The organism is Clostridium sp. Cult3, from assembly GCF_021655115.1.
Lineage (GTDB): Bacteria > Bacillota > Clostridia > Tissierellales > Tepidimicrobiaceae > PPXY01.
In genome coordinates this window covers 65,171-71,210 of sequence record NZ_PPXY01000034.1, presented here as the reverse complement: position 1 = coordinate 71,210, position 6,040 = coordinate 65,171, and the positions used below count along the sequence as shown (strand labels likewise).

Here is a 6,040-nt window from a genome sequence, read left to right as displayed (position 1 = left end):
GTATAGGTATTTCTTTTAGACATTTATGGACACTTCCTTCCTCTTTTTTAGTATATAGAAAACCTTATTTTGTGTCCATAGTTATATACTAACATCATTATTAGTTTTCTCTTTATAATCATTTCTTCTACCAGCAACAACAGCATAATTCATTCGCGAAGTATCCAGTCTATAAAATTCTTTAGGTAATTGATTATTAGTTTCTTTTTCAAAGGACTCAGATAATGAAGAATAACTCTCCTCTGTCCAAAGCATCCAATCACTTACTTGACTTAATCCTTTTCTTATTACATCACCAAACTCTTCGTTAGCTAGACTTATTCTCCCATATGGGTTTTCAAATTCAATAAAAATAAAATTATACCCATCAGATGATTTACCGACAAGAAGGTACTCTACCTGATATGAATTACCAAGCTGAAATTCTCTAAATAAATATGCATCATGATGCCCAAAGCTATATTCACTAAATATTGAACCAATTATATGGTATGCCCTATTTTCTTTTATAAATTTTAAAATATCTGTTTCTATTGTTTCTCTATCTTCAATTGTTTTTAAAAATTGTTGATTTAATACTTTTAATTTTGTTTCATCTTTTAGGTCTACAGGATCTAGATAATTGTTTGGAAATAGACTATTATGGTGTCTTATTGCCTTAGGAAATTCTCTATGCATATTAGAATTATATGCCTTGATTTTCCCTAGTTGAATTGTATATTTATTCCTAATTTCTCTTTCTAATTCTTTTTCATCCGCAGTAATATTTTGATAATCCCGTGCAAATAATTTCATTATTATGCACCTCTTATGCACTACTATTAATTTCTATGTATCCTTTGTTTGTTATTTTTATTCCCAAATATAGATTTTAAGATTATCCCTATTCCTCCCTAGATGCAGCAACTTCACCCAATGCAACTTTATCTTTCTCGTCATATCCATTCGGATTATTAAATTGCCACCTCCATGCATCCCTGCACATGTCTTCAAGACTTTTTTCTGCTTTCCACCCTAATTCCCTAAATGCCTTCGTAGGATCTGCATAGCATTTAGCAATATCTCCTGGTCTTCTATCTATAATTATATATGGTATTCTTTTCCCTGTAGCTTTTTCAAAAGTCTTAACTACGTCAAGTACACTATAACCAATACCAGTACCAAGATTATATGTATCAACTCCTGTGCTTGCCATAACTTTCTCTAATGCCTTTAAGTGACCTTTTGCTAAATCTACTACATGAATATAGTCTCTAACTCCAGTCCCATCATGTGTATCATAGTCATTCCCAAAAATATATAATTTTTCTCTTTCACCAATAGCAACTTGAGTTATATAAGGCATTAAATTATTAGGCTTTCCATTTGGATCTTCTCCAATTCTACCACTTCCATGAGCTCCAATAGGATTGAAGTACCTTAATAAAGATATACTCCACTCTCTATCAGAAACATATATATCCCTTAAAATCTGCTCTATCATAAGTTTAGTCCATCCGTAAGGATTAGTTGCACTAAGAGGTAAATCTTCTATTAATGGTGATTTGTTTTTTTTTCCGTATACAGCAGCAGATGAACTAAATACCATCTTTTTTACATTATATTTCGCCATAACTTCGCAAAGTATTAAAGTTCCAGTAATATTATTATGATAATAATCAATAGGAATTTCCACCGATTCTCCCACAGCTTTAAATCCTGCAAAATGAATTACAGCTTCAATTTCGTTCTCTTTAAATATCTTTTCTATTTCTTCTTTATCTAAAATATAAACATTATAAAACTTTAATGATTTTCCTGTTATTGCTTGTACACGGTTTAATGATTCAGGCTTACTATTGGAAAAGTTGTCTACTACAATAACATCATAACCTGAATTTAACAATTCCACACAGGTATGGCTTCCAATATATCCAGCTCCTCCAGTTACTAATATAGCCATATGCGCTTATCCTCCGTTTTGATATAATAATTTAATGATAAATTAGCTCCTACTCTATAGCTAAACTAATTGTAATTGATAACATAAATAAGATAAATATTTTATAAAAGATATTTTGTAACAATTATTCGACTAACTTATCTTTTTAACATAGTAGAAACATATAGAATTACCTAGTCTAATGATTCAAAAGGCAGTCCTTTCTAGGTAATCTAGCTCAATCTTCTTTTCTTCTTTATAATAGACACCACATCATATTTATTAATTATAATTATTTGTTTCGATATGTTCTTTTTTAATTGAATAATCATATAAATATTTTGACAGAGATAATATTATCAACCACCATAATGCTGCTGATCCTGGTGCTATTACAAAGACCGAATCAAAACAATTTAAAAATACTATTAAAAAAATCGTGCACACTGCATATTTCCAATTCATGATATCTTTTGCTTTAGGTAAAATCCTAAATGCTTTATATAATGGATAGACAAATAATATTAACCCAAATATACCTGTTTCTATCAACAAATATATATATGAATTATGTGGTTGAACTAATAATACATTCCCTTCATAAATAAAATAATTCATTCCTGGAGTTTTTGACAAAAACCAGTCTTGGTATGGAAAAAAAACACCTAAGCCTTTACCAAACAATAATCCAAATGTTGATTGCTTGCTAAATATATCTATTGTATTAAGTACAGTTGATATTCTACTTTCATCTGTCAAATTGAAAAACCTTGGTACTTTTTCATTAAGAAATTCAATAGGATTCACATACAAAAAACTTATCAGAACAATTATTAGACCAACAATACCTAGCTTTCTTTTATCTATTAAATAAAGTATTACTAAAAAAGTAATCATCCACATACTTCCCCTTGAACCTGTAAAAAAAGAAGCCATAAGCATTATAAAAAACATTACGGTAAATCGTTGTTTTTTAATTTTATGTTGATAAAATAAGAAAAGAGAAAACATAATAGCAATTGTATATCCTAATATAACAGGGCCTCCACCTGGAGATATCAATCTATTTCGCGCACCTAATTTAATATTACCAAAAACATATTCATATCTGCTTATATTAATAAATATGTTTAAAATAAGATAGATTGTAAAGAAGTATATAGCATTTAAGTGAATTTTAGATATATCTACATTAAGTCGATTAATTACATATAAAACAAAAAAAGCAAAATAAAATGGCACCTCACACCAAAAATATTGAAATAAAATATCAATAGGTTTGCTTGAAAAAATTATTCTTATAAGTGTTATAAAATCAAAAGCTGTTCTTGCTAATAAAATACTTATAAAATAAGTATCTATTCTTCCTGTCTTCTTAATAGTGCTAACAAATAACAATGGAGAAAGTATTACTATTATTATCAACATAACAATTATTATAGAAGGTATCAAATTATTTTCACCTGGATGGTAATATGTAAATATAGAACGAATTTTTTCTACCTCAAGATATGGTATAAGAAACAGTAATGAAAGTATTGTCGGAAATACTTTTTTACATCCCATACTATCCTTGTTTTTATCTATATTCATTATAAATTTCTCCTTTAACAAATAAAGTCATATAATAATGCTAATCATTAGAAACAAACCATTTCAGATAACAAATAATATTAGTCACCACAACATACTTTTGATTTTTAATAACCATTTTTATATCAAGATTTAATCATTAAATCATCCAAAACTAACATAATATCTGACTCCCAGCGTGACTTTCCTAAATACTTACGAACATGCCTACAGTTTTGGGCCATAATGTTACGTTTCTCTATATTATTTATTAAATGTTCAACAACATTAGTAAATGGCTCCACACTAGGTGGCAACAACATTCCGTTAAAATGAGGAATTATAATATTTCCTAATCCTCCTACATCACTTGCTATTACAGGACAGCCACTACTAATTGATTCAATTGCAGAAAGACTAGTCCCTTCAGACCAAAGCGAAGGAACAAAGGTTAAAAATGCGTCCGAATAGTATTGGGCTATTTCATCAAATTTTGGATGAACTACATCAACTTCCATAGATTTATACTGAGGATATAAATTAATAAATTCATCACGTCTAAATTCTTCTATTGCTAATACAGGATATATATCATAGCCACGCTTTAATAATTCAATACACATTTCCATAAATATTGTAAATCCTCTATGCCTAACTAATCTCCTTGGAAAAAAAAGTTTAATTTTATCACTGCTTTTGTATTCTTTATAACTATATTTAAAAATTTCCTCCTCAGCGTAATTAGGAATATAAACAAGTTTATCCTTGTAATATGGGTACTTTGCGTCAATCACTCTACACCAATTAATAAAATTTGTATCTACACAAATGATTTTTTGTACATTTTTAATTGCTTTTTTTAGAAAATAATTCTTGATTGAATTAATGAAATGATTATTGGGTCCATCCCATGCTATTCCATGTTGTAAAGCAAAGCTTTTTTCATAACAGTAAGGCCACGCAATTTGCAAATCAGAATAGCAAACCAAATCAGGTTTTATTCTATTACAAAAATTAAAAACTTCTTTAGAATATTGTACCCACCCTTTTGTTCCAAAAGGTACATCAAATACATGAATTTTTGCCCAATCTCCATGATTTATTATTAATTTTTTATTTCCCTTGGTAACGTAAATTACATTATATCCATTTTTATAAAATAGTTTTCCTAAATCAATACCATAACGTTGACTTCCACCAATTGAAACTCCTTTTGCTGGATTATTGTAATTAACTAAATACATAGATTCAATAACAATTGTTCTTTTCATATTAAGCTCAACTCCGGTTAATATAATTATCATCTAGTAAATTCATGATCTTGAATTAATATTCTCATTATTAAAAGTTATATAAACTTGCATATTATTAATAATTTACTGCTTTCTTGGCTTGTTCAGCATACTTTCTCAAAAACTCATTTCTTCTTAACTCTATCCTGTCATTATCATATTTTTTAGCCTCTTCAAAATTTCTTATCGCTTTGCCCTTTAGCCAGTTTTGATCAAACACATTTTCATCAATTATTTTCATTAATTTCTTATAATCTGTTTTCTCGAAGATACAGTCTTCATCTAGTAACTCTGGTATCCCTCCTACATTTGAACCAATAGCAGGGCATCCCCTACTCATAGCTTCTATTAAAGCTCTTGGTAAACCTTCTGTTTTACTTGGTTGAATATATATATCTATATTATCCAAATACTCAAAGACTAGCTCATGAGGTAATGAACCTAAAAACTTAACTTTATCAGCAACATTATATTTTTCTGCTACTTCCATAAGATAACTATTATCTCCATCACCTAATAAATGATATTCAATGTTGTATCCCTCCTTATTCAACTCCGAAATAACTTTAATAACATACTGTTGCCCCTTATATTTCACATTAACTGCTCCTATTGTTCCAAAAATAATTGACTTACTATTATCCATACATTCAATTTTATTTAAACGTCTTTCTATTACATTGTCATCTAACGTTGGTAATGTAACATTAGAACAATTAATACTTTCCCCTTTGCAAGGATACCTACGTTGTAAAAACTCATTAGTTACATATATAGCATAAGGAGTATCTTTTATTAGCTTTTTAGTTTTTAAATAACTATAGGGTGCAATAAGCTTTCCCTTAAAACTATGATTCCTCAGAGAATCCCATGTACAACCTACTACTTCTACCAAATACGGTTTTTCATATTTCACAGCGTATTTTACCGCCATAGAGCCTATAGCACTAGGAAGTCTAGCGATTACACAGTCTGCATTTTTAACTTCATTTTTTATTATATTTTTTGCTTCTATTTTTTTATAATAAGCTTTTAGAGATTTAAAATTAGGGACTTTAACAAATTCCACTCCTTCCGTAGTAGATAAAGACATTTTTTCAGGCTGGCTTTTAACTAATATTTGCCTTGATATAAACCTTACTTCTTCAAATACATTGGTATATCTCAAAAGAACTTCCCTAGGAAAACTTCCATTACTATAATAATCGTCCTTATATTTATAAAATTTGTGATCATGTGCATACAATAATTTCAT

The 6,040-nt window shown here is 28.8% G+C and carries 5 protein-coding genes; all 5 read right to left on the bottom strand.

What is annotated here, in order from left to right; translation table 11 throughout:
- Nucleotides 1-81: 81 nt before the first annotated feature.
- The gene (locus C3E88_RS07435; protein WP_236909541.1) at nt 82-795 is read right to left on the bottom strand and encodes a Shedu anti-phage system protein SduA domain-containing protein; all 714 of its coding nucleotides are present in this window, start codon (nt 793-795) and stop codon (nt 82-84) included.
- Between the two features lie 88 nt (nt 796-883).
- Nucleotides 884-1,942 (bottom strand): UDP-glucose 4-epimerase GalE, encoded by a 1,059-nt coding sequence (gene galE / locus C3E88_RS07430; protein ID WP_236909540.1) that lies wholly within the window; start codon nt 1,940-1,942, stop codon nt 884-886.
- A 261-nt stretch (nt 1,943-2,203) separates the two neighbouring features.
- Nucleotides 2,204-3,514, bottom strand: coding sequence for an O-antigen ligase family protein (locus C3E88_RS07425; RefSeq protein WP_236909539.1), 1,311 nt, complete (start codon nt 3,512-3,514; stop codon nt 2,204-2,206).
- 125 nt (nt 3,515-3,639) lie between these two features.
- Nucleotides 3,640-4,764, bottom strand: coding sequence for a glycosyltransferase family 4 protein (locus C3E88_RS07420; RefSeq protein ID WP_236909538.1), 1,125 nt, complete (start codon nt 4,762-4,764; stop codon nt 3,640-3,642).
- Between the two features lie 97 nt (nt 4,765-4,861).
- The gene (locus C3E88_RS07415) at nt 4,862-6,040 is read right to left on the bottom strand and encodes a glycosyltransferase (protein WP_236909537.1); all 1,179 of its coding nucleotides are present in this window, start codon (nt 6,038-6,040) and stop codon (nt 4,862-4,864) included.